At 63.0% G+C, this 468-nt stretch carries 1 pseudogene; it reads left to right on the top strand.

The annotated features are described in order from the left end of the window. Positions 1-468, top strand: a pseudogene (locus M3210_RS20145) (ABC transporter permease); the annotation flags it as partial.

The raw sequence follows: 468 nt of genomic DNA, 5'->3' as shown, positions 1-468 counted from the left end.
ACACTGGCTGGGGACCGATTTCCTCGGTCGCGATGTCTACACCCGCCTGCTGCTGGCCGGGCGCATCTCGCTGATTATCGGCCTGCTGACCATGGTGATGTCGGTGTGCCTCGGCTACCTGCTCGGCGCCCTCTCGGGTTACGTCGGCGGGTTAACCGACAAACTGATCATGCGCGTGGCCACCTGGTGATGACTATCCCCGGGTTACCGCTGTTAATTGTCGCCGGGGCGATGCTTTCCGAGCTCGATTTTTCGCCGGACTCGCGCATTTATATGGTGGTGGTGATGCTCAGCCTGCTGGAGTGGCCCCGACTGGCGCGGCTGGTGCGCGGGCAATGTCTCTCCCTGCGCGAACGCGATTTTATGCTGGCCACCCAGGTGCTGGGCCTGTCGGCGCGTCGCCGGCTGTTTGGCCACCTGCTGCCGAATACCATTCCGATTCTGGTGGTGATGGCGACGGCCATGGTC

Origin of the sequence: Oceanobacillus luteolus (assembly GCF_023715655.1) — a bacterium.
In the GTDB taxonomy this organism is placed as follows: domain Bacteria; phylum Bacillota; class Bacilli; order Bacillales; family Amphibacillaceae; genus Oceanobacillus; species Oceanobacillus luteolus.
Note: the sequence above shows the minus strand (reverse complement) of the source record. Positions and strands in the feature narration are given on the sequence as shown.